Raw genomic sequence first — 17,024 nt, 5'->3', positions numbered from 1 at the left:
ACTGCTTGCGATCACCGCGAACCTAAGAGCTGCGGCAGGGCACAATGAGAAACGATGACCATGACCGCCAAGCGCTGTCGAGCCCATGCCAAGCTCGCCGCACTGCCTGGTGTGCGCGCCGTGCGCCGGCCGATCGCCCCCGGACATCCCGGCGAATTCGACCTCTACTACGTGCGGACCGGCCTGAAATCGGCGCATCCGCTGGTCATCATTCCCGGTGGCCCGGGGATGGCTTCGGTGGCGTCCTACCGGGGGCTGCGCCGGCACGCAGCCGCCGCCGGGCTGGACGTGATCATGATCGAGCACCGCGGGGTGGGGTTGTCGCGGCACGACGACACGGGTGCGGACCTGCCGCCGGAGGCGATGAGCGTCGAGCAGGTGGTCGACGATATCGCCGCCGTGCTCGATGACGCCGGGGTCGGCTCGGCGATCATGTACGGCACCTCGTACGGCACGTACTTGGCCGCCGGGTTCGGCGTGCGGCATCCGCACCGGGTGGCGCAGATGGTGCTCGATTCACCCCTGCTGTCCGCGAGCGATATCGACTACATGCGCGCGGCGATCCGCGGCCTGCTGCTCGACGGCACCGATCCGCAGACTGCCGATTTGGCGCCCAAGGTGCGCAAACTGTTCGACGACGGCGTGCTCACCGACTCTGCGGGTCAGCTGGCAGGTGCGCTGTACGGCTATGGCGGAGCTGCGCTGCTGGGCCGGCAGATCGAGCTGCTGTCCAGTGGGCGGACCTGGGTCTGGTCGGGGCTCAATCTGATGCGGCGTATCCCGCACCACGCGTCGCCGTTTCGGCACGAGGAGGATCTGGTCAATCGGATCGCCTTCCGGGAGCTCAACTTCGCGGGCGTGCCCGACGGTCTGCCGCTGGACCCATCGGTCGGTATCGCCGAGCACAACCCCGAGCACGAGGCGTTCGAGAGTGAACCCTTCGATCTGACCGCCGAGATGCCGAGGTTCGGCTGGCCGACGGTGGTCGTCTCGGGTGGTCGCGATCTGGTCACCCCGCCCGCGGTGGCCCGCAGGATCGCCGAACTGATCCCCGGTGCGGTGCTCGTCGAGCTGCCCAGTGCCGGGCACAGTGTGCTCGACGTGCGTGAGCGGGCGGCACTGGCGATCGTCGCCGCCGTGCGCGCGGGTGCGGCGGACATCCTGCCCGACCGTGCCGCCGAACTCGATGCGTTACCCGCCAAAGTGGTTCTGCGCCTTGCGATGTCCGCGCTCACCGCGGCCACGCTGGCCGAGTCGGCGGTGCCGCCCTGGGTCGAGGGCGTCAGGACTTCATGAACCCGATGGCGGTGTAGTTCACGTCGCCCAGGCCCGCCGCGCCGAAGTTGGCCAGGGTGCTGCGGACCGCGACGTTGCCGGCGGTCTGGAACAGCGGCAGGCTGAACCCCTCGGCAAAGATGAGCTTGTCCGCCTCGTTGGCCAGGTCACGCGCCTTGGTGGCATCCAGTTCGTTGAGTACTTGGTCAGCCTTGGCGTCGATCTCGGGGGTGCTGATCTTGCCGAAGTTGCTCTCGGCGCCGGTGGTGTAGATCTGGGTCAGGCAGCACAGCGCGAAGGCGTCTGCCTGCCAGGCGAACTGAGCGATGTCGAAATTGCCCACGGTGATGTAGTCGGTGAAGAACCGGTCGCCCGGTTTGGCCTCCAGCTGCAGGTTCACGCCGATCTGCGCCAGGCTGTTCTGCGCCAGCTGGGCGATCTGCCGGGTGCTCTTGGAGTCGTAGAACACATCGCGGATCACCAGCTGCTTGCCGTCCTTCTCGCGGAACTGGCCGTTCATCTTCCAGCCCAGGACGTCCAGCTCGGCCTTGGCCTTCTCCGGGTCGAAGGCCACCACCGCGCTGTTGTCCTGGTAACCCTCTTGGCCGGCGACGAAGACGTGGTTGTTCAGCGGGGTCGGATTGTCCACCAGGCCGCGCTGGGTGACGTTGGCGATGGCCTGGCGGTCGATACCCTTGGCGACCGCCACGCGCAACGCAGGATCGGCCAGGATCGATCCCGGCGCGCCGTTGAAGGTGAAGTGGTACCAATACGGCGCCGATGCCCGCCGGACCGCGATGCCGGGGGTGTTGCGCACGATCTGCAGCTCGTCGAGGGACGCGACAGCGGTGGCATCGATGGTGTTGTTCTGCAGGGCAGGGACCAAGGCTGCGTCATCGAGCACCAGGTAGGTGATGCTGTCCAGTCGCGGGGTGGCGCCCCACCATTTCGGATTGCGCACCAGCGTGATGCGCTGGGCGGTGCGGTCGATATTGGAGATCATGAACGGCCCTGCCGACGGGCCGGGCCCGTTGAGTTGCCCGTTGTTGAAGACCTCCGGGTTCTCGGTCATCTTCTTGGGCTGCAGCGTGGTGTTGCCCGCGAACATGCCCTTCCAGTCGGTGTAATGCGCCGAGAACGTCACTACAGCCTGTCGGTCGTCGACACCGCGGGTCACCGAGGCGACCCGGTCTTGACCGGCTGAGCTCGAGATCCGGTAGCGCTTGTCCTTGCCATTGGTGGCCTGGATCTGTGAGGCGAGGTCCTCCCAGGTGATCGGCGTGCCGTCGGTCCACACTGCCTTGGGATTGATGGTGTAGGTGACCACCTGCGGGTTCTCGCTGGTGAGTTCCACGCTGGTGAAGTAGTCGGGGTTCACCGACGGCGAGCCATCGGGAGCGATGGTGAAGGCGCGCGGCAGGGTGGCGCGCAGCATGGCGGCGCCGGTTCCCTCACTGTCGATACTCAGCGGGTTGAAGTTGGCCGGCATCGCGGGCAGCGCGAGTCGCAGGTTACCGCCCTGCTGCAGGGTGTTGGGGTCCTGCGGGTTCATGTCATTGGTGGTGCCCACCGTGGCGTCACCGCCGATCGGCGGGATGCTCTGGTCTCCGCTGGAACAGCCGGAGAGGACGAGTGCGACGGCGAACGTGACGGAAGCCAGCCCGTAAGTCAGGCTACGGATCTTCATGGCGATCGACTTTATCCTCAGGTTGCGGGACTGCGGCGAGTAACCGCCGGGTGTACTCGTGCTGCGGTGCGGTCAGCACCTCTTCGGCCGGGCCTTGTTCGACAACGACACCCCGATGCATGACGACCACGTCGTGGGCCAGATGTTTGACCACCGACAGGTCGTGCGAGACGAACAGATACGACAGCCCGAACTGCTGTTGCAGATCCAGCAGCAGGTTGATGATGCCGGCCTGGATGGACACGTCCAGCGCCGACACCGGCTCATCGAGGGCCAGGATCTTGGGCTGCAGCGCGAGTGCCCGGGCGATACCGATGCGCTGTTTCTGCCCGCCGGAGAACTCGGCGGGGTAGCGGCCGGCGTCCTCGGGGCGCAATCCGACCGTGGTGAGCAGTTCGGCCGTCCGGGTTGCGATATCGACCTTGTCGAAACCATTGGCGGACAACGGTTCCGCCAGGACATCCGAGACCGGCAGGCGCGGGTCCAGGGCGGCGACCGGGTCTTGGAACACCACCTGCAGGTCGGTGCGCAGGCGCCGCCGGGTGCTGCGGTCGAGCGTCGCGACATCAGTGCCGAGCACCTCGATCGAACCCGACTGCGGCGCGGTGAGTTCCAGAATCTGGTGCAGCGTGGTCGATTTGCCCGATCCCGATTCGCCGACGATGCCCAGGGTGCGACCCTCGCGCAGTTCGAAGCTGATACCGTCGACGGCCCGCACCTCGCCGACCTGACGGCGCAGCAGCACGCCTTTCGTCAGGGGATAGGTCTTGACCAGATCGCGGACCCGCAATACCACCGGCGGGGTGTCCGTCACCTCGGCGTTCTCGGGTTCGGTACGCACGCCGTAGATCTCGGCCGCGCTACGGCCGATCACCGCGTCGGTGTGGATGCATGCCGCGCTGTGCCCGGGGCCGATCTGGAGCAGCGGCGGTTCGGCGGCGGTGCAGTCCTCGGTGGCCAGTGGGCAGCGAGGTGCGAACGGGCATCCCGGGGGCAGCGCGGCCATCGACGGCGGGGCGCCGAGGATCGGCACCAGTCGCCGGCCGCGGGGTGCGTCCAGCCGAGGTACCGAGCCGAGCAGACCGGCGGTGTAGGGCATCGCGCGGTTCTCGTAAAACTCTGACACCGAAGCGCTTTCGACCACCGCGCCGGCGTACATCACCAGCGCCCGGTCGGCGAACTCGGCTACCACCCCCAGATCATGGGTGATGATCAGCACGCCGGCGCCGGTGACATCGCGGGCCGTGCGCAGCAGGTCCAGGATCTGGGCCTGAACGGTGACATCCAAGGCGGTGGTGGGCTCGTCGCAGATGATGAGATCCGGATCGTTGGCGATCGCGATGGCGATCACCACGCGCTGGCGTTCGCCACCGGACAGTTCGTGCGGAAACGCCCGGGCCCGCTGGCCGGGGTTGGTGATGCCCACCAACTCCAGCAGTTCGACCGCCCGGGTCCGGGCCTTGCGGCGGTCCAGGCCGGGCTGGTGGATACGCAGCGCCTCGGCGATCTGGTCACCGACGGTGTACACCGGCGTGAGCGCCGACATCGGATCCTGGAACACCGTCCCGATGGAACGGCCCCGGATCTTCGACAGCTGGTCGTCGTCGAGGGTCAGCAGTTCCTCACCGTGCAGGCGCACCGAGCCGGACACCTCGGCGTACTCGGGAAGCAGGCCGACGACGGCCATCGCGCTCGCCGACTTCCCGGCACCCGATTCGCCGACCAGGGCCACGACTTCACGCGGGGTGATATCGAAGGACACCCCGCGCACCGCGGACACCCATTCGGTGTCGGTGGGGAAGGAGACGGTCAGGTCGCGGACCTCCAGCAGGCTCACTTGGCACGCCCCCGCAGCCGGCGCGATCCGGGGTCCACCGCATCACGTAACGCGTCCCCGGCGAGGTTGGCGCACATCACGATCAGGATCAGCACGCCCGCCGGGAACAGGAACACCCAGGGGAAGGTGGTGGCCGACGGGGTGCCGTCGGCGATCAGGGTGCCCAGTGACACGTCGGGGGCGCGCACGCCGAACCCGAGGAAGCTCAATCCGGTTTCGGCGAGGATCGCGACACCGACGTTGAGCGTGGTGTCGATGATCAGGATCGAGGCCACGTTGGGCAGCACGTGCCGGGCGATGATGCGGGTGTTGCTGACACCCATATACCTTGCTGCGGTCACGAATTCGCGCTCACGCAGGCTCATGGTGAGGCCGCGCACCATGCGTGAACTGATCATCCAGGAGAAGACGGCCAGCAGCACGATCAGCACGAGCAGTGCCCCAGAGCCGTTGGTGTTCCTGGTGGCGATGGCGATCAGCAGGAAGCTCGGCACCACCAACAGCAAGTCGACGACCCACATCAACGCGCGGTCGCGCCAGCCGCCGAAGTAGCCGGCGATCGCGCCGACGACGGCGGCGATGAACGTCGAGATCAGGGCCACGCACAGCCCGATCAGCATCGACTTCTGCATTCCCCGCAACGTCAGCGCGAACAGATCCTGGCCCAGGGCGTTGGTGCCGAACCAGTGTTTGGGGCTCGGCGGGGTCTGCAGGGCGTAGTAGTCCAGATCGGTGTAGCTGTAGGGCAGCAGCGGGGGCAGCGCGTAACAGCCGACGAAGAGGAGGCACAGCACGGCGAGTGCCACCATGGCGGGCCGGTTGCGTACGAACCGTCGCCACACCAGGGTGCGCCGGGACGCGAAGGTCTGGACGTCCACACCGGATTTGGCTGTGGTCGACATGGGTTCGCTCATCGGATTCGAACCCGGGGATCGAGCGCCGCGAGGATCACGTCGGACAGTACGCCGGCCAGCAGTACCGTCGCGCCGGAGAACACCGTCATCGCGACGATGATATTGGTGTCCTGCGAGGCCAGCCCCTGGACGAACCATTCACCCATGCCGTGCCAGCCGAAGATCTTCTCGACGAACACCGCTCCGGTGACCAGACCGCCGACACCGTAGGCGAACAGGGTGGCCATCGGGATCAGCGCCGTCCGCAGCCCGTGCTTGACCAGCGCCTGCCGCCGGGTCAGCCCCTTGGCCCGGGCGGTCCGGATGAAGTCCTGGCCGAGGACGTCGAGCATCGCGTTGCGCTGATACCGGCTGAACCCCGCGATCGACCCCAGCGCGAGCGTCAGTGTCGGGAGCACCAGATGCTGGATCCGGTCGACGAAGATGTTCCAGCCGCCGCCGATCGCATCGGGCGAGGTTTCGCCGGTGTATTCGAAGAGCTGCACACCCAGCACCGAATTCACCCGCAGCGCAACGAGTATCAACAGGCTGGCGATGACGAACGTGGGCGTGCTGATGATCAGCAGCGACAGCGCGGTGATGACGCGGTCGGAGAGCCGGTACTGCCGAATGGCGCCCCACGCGCCCACCACCACGCCCAGGATCGCGCCGACGACCGAGCCGATGACCACCAGCCGCAGGCTGACCCCCACTCGGCGCCCCAGCTCGTCGCTCACCGGTTGGCCGGTCACCGTCTTACCGAAGTCGCCGTGCACGGTGCCCACCAGCCAGGTGGCATACCGCGCCGGGATCGGCTGGTCGAGATTCAGTTCGGCGGCCTTGGCGTCGATCACCGCCTGTGGTGGGCGGGGGTTGCGCTGCTGCAGACTCTCCAGCGGTCTGAACGTCAGGGAAGCCAGCGTGAACGCCAGGAAGGACGCCAACAACAGCAGCACGATGTAGTTGAGCAATCGTCGCGCCAGAAACCGCGTCATCGAACCTCCTGCATGAGGCACAGGGTAGGAGATGACCGCGCCACAAGCCCGTTACCGGCGAATTGACATGCACGCGTCAGCTTTCTCACAGTGTCGTGGGATTCACTCTCACAGCATGAATTCAACAACTCCCCGGAAGATTCAAATGTTCGCCGCCGCCGTCGGCGCGGGCGCCCTGGTGGCGATCGGCGTGCTCGGCGCGCTGTTCGCCCATTCCAGTGCACCGATGGCGGCGAACACGATGCAGATCGGCGTCACCACGACATTGGAGCCGACTCCGCCGTCCACACCCGAGGTGGCCCGCGCGGTGCCCGCCATCAAGGGCCCCGCCAAGTAGCTGCTGCACAGCGCAGTCATATCGAGGTATCTCATACCGGCTGGCCAGCCCCTATCCAGCTCGGCGGCGTTCGCTGGAACGCATGAAACTGACAATCATGCTGATCGGTTGTCTCGCCACGGCCGCGCTCTTGGTGTGCGGGATCATCACGGCCACGACGATGCCGGTGGCGGGGGCGGCAGGTCCATCCGATGACGGGGCGGCGACCACGTCGGTGGTCCCGACAGTCGAGGCGACCACGATGGCCGTGCCGGCGATCCGTGGCAAGGTGCCGCTTTACCCGGGTGAGGCGCCCAACGCCGATCCACAGGGCTGATGATCTCCAGGTTTCGTGGAGCAGCTTGTCGGCTACCCCGAAGCCATGGATACCGCCAGAGTGAAATTGCTGTCCGCGGCCGCCGGGCTCGGGGCCGTCCTCGCGATGGGTGTGCTGTCCGTGGCAGGCAGCGAGGTCAGCCGTGCGGACCCGGCGCCGCCGGGACCGGTCACGACGACGCCGGCCACCCTCGGGGAGACCGTCACCGAGACCACCGCGGTGCAATCGCCGGAACCGACCGTCAACGAGCCGCCGGTCACCTTCACCACACCCTCGGGATTCGCCGTCCCGCACTAGTGATCGGCTGCGCCGATCGTGGTGATCGATCTGGTGTCACCGGTCCGGGTGGCGCGGATGCTCACCTTCTGATTGACCGTGAACGGCACGCTGCTGTCTGCCGCTGTCGGCGGGATGACGTAGGTGCTGGTGAACCCGTCGTCGCTGCGAGCGGTGATCGACGTGGCCGACACGGCGGTGACCGTGCCCACCTGGACGATGTCGGTCTGAAACCCGCCGTTGCCGTCGGGGACCACGAACTCGCCGTGCAGCGTCGCCGGATCCGTCGCGACGTGACCCGTCCCGGACCGGCCCGGCCCTCCGCCGAACGGTTCCGCGCCGGGAGGCGGGCCACCCGGGAATCCACCGAAACCCCCGCCACGGCCACCGCTGTCGGTCGCCGCGTAGACCGCCCCGCCGCCCAGGGCGCCGATCACCACGGCCACGCCGACCGCGGCGATGGTCTCGCGTTTACCCCAGCGGTGTTCCTGGGGCCGGCCCCAGGGTTGTTCTTCCACGCTCATGTCCGCCACTGTGACGGGAATCCCTATGTGCACGCTGTGAGACGAGACGGTTGTGGATAGAACTCGCAATATTCATAGATTGCGCATAGGAACGGCACAGTGCCAGCCCATTACTTGTTTGAATACTGAACAGTGTGACCACGGTGACCAATGGGCTGGCGAACGGGCAGGCAAGCGGAATGTCTAGCGGATCGGGATCCGAGTCAGATCCGGCGCGCGTCGTGATGCGGCGGGCTGACGGAAAGCCGATCAACGTTCTCGTCGTCGACGACGAGCCGGTGCTCGCCGAACTGGTGTCGATGGCCCTTCGCTATGAGGGCTGGGATATCGAGACCGCCGGCGACGGTGCGAGCGCCATCGAACTCGCCAAGGAGAACCCGCCCGACGTCGTCGTGCTCGACGTCATGCTGCCGGACATGAGTGGCCTGGACGTCCTGCGCAAGCTTCGCGACCAGCAGCCCGGACTGCCGCTGCTGTTGCTCACCGCCAAGGACTCGGTGGAGGACCGGATCGCCGGCCTCACCGCGGGCGGCGACGACTACGTCACCAAACCCTTCAGCCTGGAAGAGGTCGTCCTGCGGTTGCGTGCGCTGCTGCGCCGCACCGGGGTGGCCAACGAAGCCGGCGGTGCGCAGATCGTGGTGGGTGATCTGGTGCTCGATGAGGACAGCCATGAGGTCACCCGGGGCGGCGATCCCATTTCGCTGACCGCGACCGAGTTCGAGCTGCTGCGGTTCATGATGCGCAACGCGAAGCGGGTGCTGAGCAAAGCGCAGATCCTGGACCGCGTGTGGAGCTACGACTTCGGCGGCCGGTCCAATATCGTCGAACTGTATGTGTCCTACCTTCGTAAGAAGATCGACAGCGGCCGCGAACCGATGATCCACACCCTCCGCGGCGCCGGCTACGTCCTGCGCCCCCCGCGCTGAGGTGAGAAGCCGCGTCCTGGCACCACGCACCTGGTCGCTGCGCATGCGGCTGCTGGTCACCCAGGTCACGCTGCTGGCGCTGCTGTGTGTCGGCATCGGCGTCGCCACCGAGTTCGCGTTGCAGCGATTCCTCATGCACCAGCTCGACACCCAGCTCCTGGAAGCCGCCCGCCGTTCCGCGGGCATCGTCGACCTGCCACCGCCCCCGTTCGGGCCGGGGCCGCCGTTGGACGGCCCGCAGCACAGCGGTGGGCCGCCCGCATTCCGGTTCGACCCGGAGGCCGGGCCCGGCCCGGGGTTCCTGAATGCGCCCGGTCAGGCGATCCGCACCGTCGGCATGGTCATCGGGCACGACGGATCCCTCGACGCCGGGGTGATCACCTCGGAGGGGACCACCGCCGATATCAGTTCCACCGCGGCCGCTCAATTGGCCGCCGTCCCGCCGACGCGCACCCCGGTCGCCATGCACCTGGATGGTCTGGGGTCTTACCGGGTGCTCGCCCTGCATGCGCACCGCAGTGGCCGGGTGATCGTGGTCGGCCTGCCCACCACCGTGGTCGACGACACCCTGCTCTGGGTGCTCGCGATGTTCTGTGTCGTCGCCGCGATCGCGCTGGCCGGGGCCATCATCGCCTGTATCTGGATCATCCGCCGGCAACTGGCACCGCTGTCGCGGCTGTCGGCGGCGGCCCGCGATGTGGCCGATCTGGAACTGGACCGCGGCGAGGTCAATCTGCCCACCCCGATCGTCCCGGTCGACCCCGACACCGTCCACACCGAGGTGGGTCAGCTCGGGTCGGCGCTGAACCGGATGCTGGACCGGATCGCCGGCGCGCTGTCGGCCCGCCATGCCAGCGAGACGCGGGTGCGCCAGTTCGTCTCGGACGCCAGCCATGAGTTGAGGACCCCGCTCGCAGCAATCCGGGGTTACACCGAACTCGCCCAGCGCAAGCGTGACGATCTGCCGGCCGATGTCGCGCACGCGGTGAGTCGGGTCGAGTCCGAAGCCCAGCGGATGACCACGCTGGTGGAGGACATGCTGCTGCTGGCCCGCCTGGACGAGGGGCGCCCGCTGGAACGCGCCCAGGTCGACATGTCGCAGCTGGTGGTCGATGCCGTCAGCGACGCGCACGCCACCGGCCCGGATCACGTGTGGTCGCTGGACCTGCCCGAGGAGCCGGTGCTGCTGGTCGGCGACCATGCCCGGCTGCACCAGGCGTTGGCCAATCTGTTGGGCAACGCCCGCACGCACACCCCGGCGGGCACCTCGGTGGTCACCTCGCTGAGCGTGCTGCCCGACGGCGACGTGCAACTGACCGTGGCCGACGATGGGCCGGGCATCCCGGCGAAACTGCAGCCGGAGGTCTTCGAACGGTTCGCGCGCGGGGATTCGTCGCGATCGCGGCGGATGGGCAGCACCGGGTTGGGTCTGGCGATCGTGGCCGCCGTGATCCGGGCGCACGGCGGGCGTATCGACCTGCGCAGCGCGCCGGGCGATACCGAGTTCGTCGTCACGCTGCCCCGAGGTGAGTCACAGGTAACGCACAGCGCCGACAAAACCGCCACGTAGCGCGGGTTGTGAGGATCGATCAGGTGACCGCCGTACTGCCCGAGGTAGCTGTGCCCGTGCCCGCATCGACCGCCCGCCGGATCGCGGTGAGGGAACGCGCCGCCCTGGCGGTGCTCCTTGCCGGGACGGCGGTGCTGTACCTGTGGAACCTGTCGATCAGCGGGTGGGCCAACGGCTTCTACTCCGCTGCGGTGCAGGCCGGCGCGAGCGACTGGACCGCCATGCTGTTCGGATCCAGCGACGCCGCCAACGCCATCACCGTCGACAAGACCCCGGCGGCGCTCTGGCTGATGGACATCTCGGTGCGGCTGTTCGGCTTGCACCCGTGGAGTGTGCTGCTGCCTCAAGCCCTCGAAGGCATAGCCGCGGTGGGCTTCTTGTACGCCGCGGTGCGCCGGGCTGCCGGGCCCGGTGCCGCTCTGCTGGCCGGTGCGATCCTGGCGCTGACCCCCGCGGCGGCCCTGATCTTCCGGTTCAACAACCCCGACGCGCTACTGGTGCTGTTGCTGGTGGTGGGCGCGTATTGCGTGCAGCGGGCATGCGAGCCGGGCAGCAGCCGCTGGTGGATGGTCGCGGTGGGCGTGGCCGCCGGGTTCGCGTTCCTGGCCAAGATGCTGCAGGCGTTCCTGGTGCTGCCGGCTTTCGCCGCGGCCTATCTGATCTGTGCGGCCGCCCCGCTGCGCACCCGGCTGTGGCGCCTGGTCGGGGGCATCGTGGCCCTGGTGCTGTCCGGCGGCTGGTACTTACTGCTGGTCGAACTGTGGCCGTCCGCGTCCCGGCCCTATATCGGGGGCTCCCAACACGACAGCATCATCGAACTGGCGCTGGGCTACAACGGCCTGGGCCGGTTGACCGGTGACGAGGTCGGCGGACTGGGCAACATGAACCACGATGTGGGCTGGGGCCGGCTGCTGGGCTCCCAGATGGGCACCCATATCGCGTGGCTGCTGCCCGCCGCGCTGGTCTGCCTGGGCGCCGGCCTGGTGTTGACCCGGCGTGCACCCCGCACCGATGCCACGCGCGCCGCCCTGATCTTGTGGGGTGGCTGGCTGGTGGTGACGGCCATGGTGTTCAGCTACGCGAACGGCATCCTGCACCCCTACTACACGGTGGCGCTCGCGCCCGCCATCGGTGCGTGCGTGGGCATCGGGGTGAGCATGTTGTGGCAGCGGCGATCCGACCTGAGATGTGCGACTGCGCTGGCCGGCACGGTGCTCGTCACCGCGGTGCTGGCGGCGGTGCTGCTGGGCCGGCAAGCCGACTGGATGCCGTGGCTGCGCGCGGTCGTGGCGGTCGCCGGGATCGGCGCTGCGGTGCTGATCCTGGTGTCCGGCCGGCTGCCACGAGCGGTGGCCGGCGTCGCCGCTGCGCTGGCGGTGACGGCCTGCCTGGCCGGCCCCGGGGCATACGCCGTCGCCACCGCGGCCGGCCCGCACAGCGGGGCCATCCCCTCGGTGGGGCCGGGGCGCGGCTTCGGTGGCGGTTTCGGTGCTGGTGGGGGCGGCCCGTTCGACACTCCCACCCCCAAACCCGCGCTGACGGCCCTGTTGAGCGCCAACGCCGACGATTACACCTGGGTGGCCGCCACCGTCGGCTCCACCAACGCGGCCGGCTATCAACTGGCCACCGGTGCGCCCGTGATGGCGGTCGGCGGTTTCAACGGCACCGATCCGGCGCCGACCCTGCAGGAGTTCCAGAAACTGGTGTCGGACAAGAAGATTCACTACTTCATCCACGCCGTGATGATGGGCAACTGGCGGTCCGAGACCAGCGGCAGCCGGGAGGCTGCGGATATCGCGTCCTGGGTGCAGAGCCACTTCACCGCGGTGCCCGTGGCCGGTGTGACGGTCTACGACCTGACCGCTCCGCCGCATTCATAGGTTTCGCATAGCTTGCGCCCACGGCCGACACACCCCGACACCCAAGTATGGACTCATGACAGACATCGCCTTCGCCGCGCGGCCCAACGCCGTACAGGTCGCTCGCTCGCTCGCCGTTCCGGTGGTCGACGTGGTGGTGCCGGTGTACAACGAACAGGCGGCGCTGGCCAACTCGGTCCGTCGGTTGCACCGTCACCTGCAGGAGAACTTCCCCTATCCGGTGCGCATCACCATCGCCGACAACGCCAGCATCGACGACACCCCGCGGATCGCCGCCGAGCTGGCCGCCGAACTCGACGAGGTACGGGTGGTCCGGCTGGAGCAGAAGGGCCGCGGCCGTGCCCTGCACCAGGTGTGGTCGCAGTCCGATTCGCCGGTGCTGGCCTATATGGACGTCGACCTGTCCACCGACCTGGCCGCACTGGCTCCCCTGGTGGCTCCGCTCATCTCCGGTCATTCCGACCTGGCGATCGGCACCCGCCTGGCCCGCAACGCACGCGTGGTGCGCGGCCCCAAGCGCGAGATCATCTCCCGCTGCTACAACCTGATCCTGAAGTCCACCCTGGCGGCCGGCTTCTCCGACGCCCAGTGCGGCTTCAAGGCGATCCGCGCCGACGTGGCCCGCGAGCTGCTGCCCTATGTCGAGGACACCGGATGGTTCTTCGACACCGAGCTGCTGGTGCTGGCCGAGCGCACCGGCCTGCGCATCCACGAGGTGCCGGTGGACTGGGTGGACGACCCCGACAGCCGGGTCGACATCATCGCCACCGCGACCGCCGACCTGAAAGGGGTGGGCCGCTTGCTGCGCGGTTTCGCCAACGGCTCCATCCCGATCAATACCATTGCCGCCCAGCTGGGTTCACGCCGTGCCGCGGCACCGCGCTCGCTGCTGCGCCAGGTGGTGCGGTTCGGCACGGTCGGTGTCGCCTCCACCATCGCCTACCTGCTGCTGTTCATGGCGCTGCACGCCTCGATCGGCGCCCAGGCCGCCAATCTGGTGGCGCTGCTGGTGACCGCGGTCGCCAACACCGCCGCCAATCGCCGTTTCACCTTCGGGGTGCGCGGCGCCGGCGCGGCGCGGCATCAGTTCGAGGGCCTGATCGTGTTCGGCATCGCGCTGGCCATCACCAGCGGATCGCTGGCCGGGTTGCACGCCTTCGTCGGACAGCCACACAAGCTGGTCGAACTGACCGTCCTGGTGCTGGCCAATCTGGTGGCCACCGCGGTCCGCTTCGTGCTGCTGCGCGGCTGGGTGTTTCATCCGCGCCGTGCCTCCTGAACGAGATACCGATACCCGAAGGACTGAGATGACTGTGACCGATTCCCGGCAGGCGGATGCCGAAGCGGCGGGGAAGATCGCCATCAACACGGCCCCCGGCACGCGCGGCAGGGGAGCCCGGCTGCTGCTGGGTGATGGGACGCAGGCCCCCTGGGAACGGCCCGGGCTGCTGGCCCTGCTGGCCACCACCGCGGTGCTCTATCTCTGGGGCCTCGGTTCCAACGGCTGGGCCAACAGCTACTACGCCGCCGCGGCGCAGGCCGGCACGCAGTCGTGGAAAGCGTTGTTGTTCGGCTCCTTTGACGCAGGCAACGCCATCACGGTGGACAAGCCGCCCGCGGCGATGTGGGTGATGGGGCTGTCGGGCAGACTGTTCGGATTCAGCGAGTTCACCATGTTGCTGCCACAGGCCCTGATGGGTGTGGCCGCGGTGGCGGTGCTCTACGCGACGGTGCGGCGATGCAGCGGGCCGGGTGCGGGTCTGATCGCCGGCACCGCGCTGGCCCTGACCCCGGTGGCGACGTCGATGTTCCGCTACAACAATCCCGACGCGCTGCTGGTGCTGCTGCTGGTGATCGCGGCGTACTGCACGGTGCGGGCCATCGGCGCGGTTTCGGCGGGCGCCATGACCACATGGATGGCGCTGACCGGCTGCGCTGTCGGTTTCGCGTTCCTGACGAAGATGCTGCAGGCGTTCCTGGTGCTGCCCGGCCTGGGCATCGCCTTCCTGATCGCCGGCGGCGCGACCGTGGGCAAGCGGGTGGGTGCGCTGGCCGTGGGTGTGGTGGCGATGGCGTTCTCCGCCGGTTGGTATATCGCGCTGGTCAGCCTGTGGCCCGCCGATGCCCGGCCCTATATCGCCGGTTCGACCGACAACAGCCTGCTGCAGCTTGCGTTCGGCTACAACGGCATTCAGCGGATCACCGGTAACAATCAGCCCGGTGGCGGTGGACATTTCCCGGGTGGGCCCGGCGGCGAAGGTGGCCGCAACGTGTTCTTCGGCGGCCAGCCGGGGATCGGCCGGTTGTTCAACGACTTCATGGGCACCGAGGTGTCCTGGCTGCTGCCCGCCGCGCTGATCGGGCTGGCCGCCGGGCTGTGGTTCACCCGGCGCAGTCCGCGCACCGGTAAGGTCCGTGCCAGCCTGATCCTCTGGGGCGGTTGGTTGTTCGTCACCGGTGCGGTGTTCAGCTATATGGACGGCACCGTGCACCCGTACTACGCGGTGGCGCTGGCCCCGGCGGTGGCCGCGCTGTTGGGTATCGCGGTGGCCGAGCTGTGGCATGGGCGGCAGTTCCTGGCCCCGAGGCTGGTGCTGACGGTCATGCTGGCCGGCACCGGGGTGTGGACCTTCATCCTGCTCAACCGCACCCCCGACTGGTTCCCCGCGCTGCGCTGGGTCATCCTGATCGGCTCGGTCCTGGTGGCCGCGGTGCTGGCGGTGGGCGCGCACAAGCTGGGCAAGGCCACCCTGGTGGTGGCCGCGGCGGCCCTGCTGCTCGGCTTCGCCGGTAGTGCGGCGTATTCCATCGCGACGGTGGCAGGCACGCATTCCGGTGGGCCGATGCCGAGTTCGGGCCCGGCCCGCGCCGGCGGCGACTTCCCCTTCGGTCCGCCCGGGGACCGGGACAAGAAGACCGATGACGCCGCGCTGGAGAAGCTGATCACCGGGCTCGACAACCGTTGGGCCGCAGCGACGATCGGCTCGATGCAGGCCGGCGGTCTGGAACTGAGAACCGGAGCGTCGATCATGTCCATCGGTGGATTCGCCGGTGGTGACAATTCGCCCACGCTGGAGCAGTTCCAGCATGACGTGACCGACGGCCAGGTGCGGTACTTCATCGTCGGCGACCGCGGCCCGGGCGGGCACGGCGGACCGGGTTCGGACAGTCACAGCGCGGGTGCCCAGATCTCGGCGTGGGTGCAGCAGCACTACACCAAGCTCGATGTGGGTGGCACCACTGTCTACGACTTGAGTAAACCGGTCGCCTGATCTCCTGGCGTGCTGGATTCACGGTGATTCCGACCGGTGCCCTCGACGTCGACCGTTGTTAGCGTCCGGCATATGTCTGTCACCGATCAACTGCTGCGCAACAACGAGGAATACGCCAAGACGTTCAGCAGCCCCGAGAAGTCGAGGCCGTTGCCGCTGCCACCGAGCAAGCATGTCGCCGTGCTCGCCTGCATGGACGCCCGCTTGGACGTCTACCGTGTCCTCGGATTGGGCGAGGGTGAGGCACACGTCATCCGCAATGCCGGCGGGGTGGTCACCGATGACGAGATCCGCTCGCTGGCGATCAGCCAGCGACTGCTCGGTACCAGGGAGATCATCTTGATCCACCACACCGATTGCGGCATGTTGACCTTCACCGACGACGACTTCAAGCGCGGCATCCAGGACGAAATCGGCCTCAAACCCGAATGGGCCGCCGAAGCGTTCCCCGATGTGGCCGAGGATGTGCGCCAGTCACTGCGCCGGATCGAGGCCAGCCCGTTCGTCACCAAGCACGAATCGTTGCGCGGCTTCGTCTTCGATGTCGCGACGGGCCGCCTCGAGGAGGTGACTCTCTAGCCGGCGCCCGCCGCTCACCTGGTGGTGAATTCAGCCCGGGCCAGCGCCGTGAGTGCCGCGGCGGTGCGGTCGCAGAAGGCGTCGTGGTCGGCCAGGCCGCGGGTCATCGCCCGCACCACGGTGGTGGCGACCAGTAGGTCGAACACGGTGTCGGCGCGTTCGGCGTCGCCGTCGAGCAGTTCGGTCATCAGCGCTCGGACGTCGGCCTCGGCGCGCAGCACCAGTCGTTCGTAGATCGATTCGTCGCGGTGATATGCCGTGAGCAGTCCTGGCAGCGCGGCGCGCGGCACGGGGTCGGCCAGCCAGGTCAAGAACATCGCCACCCAGCCGCGCAGATCGGCGTACAGGTCACCGGTGGTGGCGGGCACCGGGACCGGGCTGGTGTGCCCGAATGCGGCGTCCTCCACCAAGGCTTCCTTCGTCGGCCAGCGTCGGTACAGAGTGGGTGCGCCGACCCCGGCGCGTTTGGCGATGGCGACCATCGTGGTGCCCTGGTAGCCCGCCTCTACCAGCAGTTCGCGGGTGGCCTGCAGCACGGCCACATCCTTGGCCGGATCCCGGGGACGCCCTGCTGCGGTGGTCATGCCCAAAAACCTAGCCCGTTCCGGAACAGCCTGTTACGTTACGACCTATAACGTAATTAGTGGAAGGCGC

Annotated in this window: 16 protein-coding genes; 10 read left to right on the top strand and 6 right to left on the bottom strand. The window is 68.1% G+C overall.

Annotation, left to right across the window (positions count from 1 at the left end):
- The first annotated feature begins 54 nt into the window (after positions 1-54).
- Entirely contained in the window at positions 55-1,296 is a 1,242-nt protein-coding gene (locus tag H7J86_RS26780) for an alpha/beta hydrolase (RefSeq protein WP_267294694.1), read from the top strand.
- On the opposite strand, the gene H7J86_RS26775 is transcribed toward H7J86_RS26780, so the two are convergent.
- From H7J86_RS26775 to H7J86_RS26760, 4 genes are read right to left on the bottom strand one after another with little or no spacing between them, the layout of a single operon-like run.
- On the bottom strand, positions 1,283-2,962 hold the full coding sequence (locus H7J86_RS26775; RefSeq protein ID WP_267294692.1) for an ABC transporter family substrate-binding protein: 1,680 nt from the start codon (positions 2,960-2,962) through the stop codon (positions 1,283-1,285). The genes H7J86_RS26780 and H7J86_RS26775 overlap by 14 nt on opposite strands.
- Positions 2,949-4,799: a dipeptide ABC transporter ATP-binding protein gene (locus H7J86_RS26770; RefSeq protein ID WP_267294690.1), complete on the bottom strand. Its 1,851-nt coding sequence runs from the start codon at positions 4,797-4,799 to the stop codon at positions 2,949-2,951. The genes H7J86_RS26775 and H7J86_RS26770 overlap by 14 nt, the downstream gene beginning before the upstream one ends.
- Complete coding sequence (locus H7J86_RS26765) at positions 4,796-5,701, bottom strand: ABC transporter permease (RefSeq protein WP_372517335.1); 906 nt, start codon at positions 5,699-5,701, stop codon at positions 4,796-4,798. Before H7J86_RS26765 ends, H7J86_RS26770 begins: the two co-directional genes overlap by 4 nt.
- A gap of 8 nt (positions 5,702-5,709) precedes the next feature.
- The gene (locus H7J86_RS26760; RefSeq protein WP_187096539.1) at positions 5,710-6,687 is read right to left on the bottom strand and encodes an ABC transporter permease; all 978 of its coding nucleotides are present in this window, start codon (positions 6,685-6,687) and stop codon (positions 5,710-5,712) included.
- Between the two features lie 115 nt (positions 6,688-6,802).
- Here H7J86_RS26760 and H7J86_RS26755 point away from each other — a divergent pair, with 115 nt between their 5' ends.
- The 3 genes from H7J86_RS26755 to H7J86_RS26745 all read left to right on the top strand — a co-directional run bounded on the left by H7J86_RS26755 (position 6,803) and on the right by H7J86_RS26745 (position 7,637).
- Complete coding sequence (locus H7J86_RS26755) at positions 6,803-7,024, top strand: hypothetical protein (RefSeq protein ID WP_139170267.1); 222 nt, start codon at positions 6,803-6,805, stop codon at positions 7,022-7,024.
- Positions 7,025-7,106: 82 nt separating this feature from the next.
- The gene (locus H7J86_RS26750; RefSeq protein ID WP_090363990.1) at positions 7,107-7,340 is read left to right on the top strand and encodes a hypothetical protein; all 234 of its coding nucleotides are present in this window, start codon (positions 7,107-7,109) and stop codon (positions 7,338-7,340) included.
- Between the two features lie 45 nt (positions 7,341-7,385).
- Positions 7,386-7,637: a hypothetical protein gene (locus H7J86_RS26745; protein ID WP_090364076.1), complete on the top strand. Its 252-nt coding sequence runs from the start codon at positions 7,386-7,388 to the stop codon at positions 7,635-7,637.
- Here the strand turns inward: H7J86_RS26745 and H7J86_RS26740 are convergent.
- A complete protein-coding gene (locus H7J86_RS26740) occupies positions 7,634-8,140 on the bottom strand; it encodes a hypothetical protein (protein ID WP_187096538.1) in 507 nt (168 codons plus the stop codon). The two genes, H7J86_RS26745 and H7J86_RS26740, sit on opposite strands and share 4 nt — an antisense overlap.
- 224 nt (positions 8,141-8,364) lie before the next feature.
- Between H7J86_RS26740 and H7J86_RS26735 the strand changes: the two genes are divergently transcribed.
- From H7J86_RS26735 to H7J86_RS26710, 6 genes are all read left to right on the top strand, one after another.
- Entirely contained in the window at positions 8,365-9,069 is a 705-nt protein-coding gene (locus tag H7J86_RS26735; RefSeq protein ID WP_167164388.1) for a response regulator transcription factor, read from the top strand.
- Between the two features lie 43 nt (positions 9,070-9,112).
- Complete coding sequence (locus H7J86_RS26730) at positions 9,113-10,639, top strand: sensor histidine kinase (protein ID WP_090364074.1); 1,527 nt, start codon at positions 9,113-9,115, stop codon at positions 10,637-10,639.
- 50 nt (positions 10,640-10,689) lie between these two features.
- A complete protein-coding gene (locus tag H7J86_RS26725) occupies positions 10,690-12,519 on the top strand; it encodes an ArnT family glycosyltransferase (protein WP_267294911.1) in 1,830 nt (609 codons plus the stop codon).
- 55 nt (positions 12,520-12,574) lie between these two features.
- Positions 12,575-13,798, top strand: a complete 1,224-nt coding sequence (locus H7J86_RS26720; protein ID WP_267294686.1) for a bifunctional glycosyltransferase family 2/GtrA family protein — start codon at positions 12,575-12,577, stop codon at positions 13,796-13,798.
- A 28-nt stretch (positions 13,799-13,826) separates the two neighbouring features.
- On the top strand, positions 13,827-15,791 hold the full coding sequence (locus H7J86_RS26715) for an ArnT family glycosyltransferase (RefSeq protein WP_267294684.1): 1,965 nt from the start codon (positions 13,827-13,829) through the stop codon (positions 15,789-15,791).
- A 72-nt stretch (positions 15,792-15,863) separates the two neighbouring features.
- Positions 15,864-16,370, top strand: coding sequence for a beta-class carbonic anhydrase (locus H7J86_RS26710; protein WP_187096534.1), 507 nt, complete (start codon positions 15,864-15,866; stop codon positions 16,368-16,370).
- Positions 16,371-16,384: 14 nt separating this feature from the next.
- On the opposite strand, the gene H7J86_RS26705 is transcribed toward H7J86_RS26710, so the two are convergent.
- Complete coding sequence (locus H7J86_RS26705; protein ID WP_090363982.1) at positions 16,385-16,954, bottom strand: TetR/AcrR family transcriptional regulator; 570 nt, start codon at positions 16,952-16,954, stop codon at positions 16,385-16,387.
- Positions 16,955-17,024: the final 70 nt, after the last annotated feature.

The organism is Mycobacterium hackensackense, assembly GCF_025822555.1.
Classification (GTDB): domain Bacteria; phylum Actinomycetota; class Actinomycetes; order Mycobacteriales; family Mycobacteriaceae; genus Mycobacterium; species Mycobacterium fluoranthenivorans.
The sequence above is the reverse complement of the archived record's forward strand: the minus strand, read 5'-3'. Positions and strand labels throughout refer to the sequence as shown.

Excerpts from the sequence above, each read along its gene's own strand:
- H7J86_RS26765 (WP_372517335.1), bottom strand. The coding sequence starts at position 5,701 with ATGTCGACCACAGCCAAATCCGGTGTGGACGTCCAGACCTTCGCGTCC.
- H7J86_RS26775 (WP_267294692.1), bottom strand. The coding sequence starts at position 2,962 with ATGAAGATCCGTAGCCTGACTTACGGGCTGGCTTCCGTCACGTTCGCC.
- H7J86_RS26740 (WP_187096538.1), bottom strand. The coding sequence starts at position 8,140 with ATGAGCGTGGAAGAACAACCCTGGGGCCGGCCCCAGGAACACCGCTGG.
- H7J86_RS26715 (WP_267294684.1), top strand. The coding sequence starts at position 13,827 with ATGACTGTGACCGATTCCCGGCAGGCGGATGCCGAAGCGGCGGGGAAG.
- H7J86_RS26750 (WP_090363990.1), top strand. The coding sequence starts at position 7,107 with ATGAAACTGACAATCATGCTGATCGGTTGTCTCGCCACGGCCGCGCTC.
- H7J86_RS26780 (WP_267294694.1), top strand. The coding sequence starts at position 55 with ATGACCATGACCGCCAAGCGCTGTCGAGCCCATGCCAAGCTCGCCGCA.
- H7J86_RS26755 (WP_139170267.1), top strand. The coding sequence starts at position 6,803 with ATGAATTCAACAACTCCCCGGAAGATTCAAATGTTCGCCGCCGCCGTC.
- H7J86_RS26720 (WP_267294686.1), top strand. The coding sequence starts at position 12,575 with ATGACAGACATCGCCTTCGCCGCGCGGCCCAACGCCGTACAGGTCGCT.
- H7J86_RS26730 (WP_090364074.1), top strand. The coding sequence starts at position 9,113 with ATGCGGCTGCTGGTCACCCAGGTCACGCTGCTGGCGCTGCTGTGTGTC.
- H7J86_RS26705 (WP_090363982.1), bottom strand. The coding sequence starts at position 16,954 with ATGACCACCGCAGCAGGGCGTCCCCGGGATCCGGCCAAGGATGTGGCC.
- H7J86_RS26735 (WP_167164388.1), top strand. The coding sequence starts at position 8,365 with ATGCGGCGGGCTGACGGAAAGCCGATCAACGTTCTCGTCGTCGACGAC.
- H7J86_RS26710 (WP_187096534.1), top strand. The coding sequence starts at position 15,864 with ATGTCTGTCACCGATCAACTGCTGCGCAACAACGAGGAATACGCCAAG.
- H7J86_RS26760 (WP_187096539.1), bottom strand. The coding sequence starts at position 6,687 with ATGACGCGGTTTCTGGCGCGACGATTGCTCAACTACATCGTGCTGCTG.
- H7J86_RS26745 (WP_090364076.1), top strand. The coding sequence starts at position 7,386 with ATGGATACCGCCAGAGTGAAATTGCTGTCCGCGGCCGCCGGGCTCGGG.